General features: G+C 65.9%; 1 pseudogene. It reads right to left on the reverse strand.

Going from position 1 to position 531, the window contains the following annotated elements:
* A pseudogene (locus ACLJQM_RS48220) lies at positions 1-531 on the reverse strand (Crp/Fnr family transcriptional regulator); the annotation flags it as partial.

Genomic DNA, 531 nt, shown 5'->3' on the forward strand with positions numbered 1-531 from the left:
CCGTCCACGACTGTGATGTCGGGATATACCCGGTGTGCGGTGCAGGCGCGTCCGAAGGCGGCGATGGCGCGGGGGTGGGCGAGGAAGAATTTCGTTTTCCGTCGCCGGCAGAGCAGGTCGTCCATGTCCAGTGGGGTGGGTGGGCCGGTGCGGGTGGTGAGTCGTTGTTTGAGGCCGGCGTTGTGCAGGAGCCCGAAGTCGGTGTTGTTGATCAGGTCGTGTTCTTGCCGTTCCCGCAATGCTTCGACGGTGAGCCGCAGTTGCTGGTGGAGCTGGTTCATCGGCTGGTTGTAGAGGTCGGTGACCCGGTTGTGGACCCGCAGGACGGTTTGGGCGAGGGCGAGGTCGTATTCGCGGGGTGAGGGGTCGTAGTCGACGTAGGTGCCGGCCAGCAGGGGTTCTCCGTCGTGCCCGGCGGAGAGGTCGATCGCGGCTTCGCCTTTGCCGTTGTGGGGTTTGCGGGGTCGTCCGATCGCCTCGGTGACGTGGGTCCGCAGGGATTGCAGGCGTCCGTTGAGCCGGGCGTAGGTC

Origin of the sequence: Amycolatopsis sp. cmx-4-83 (assembly GCF_046548815.1) — a bacterium.
Lineage (GTDB): Bacteria > Actinomycetota > Actinomycetes > Mycobacteriales > Pseudonocardiaceae > Amycolatopsis > Amycolatopsis pretoriensis_A.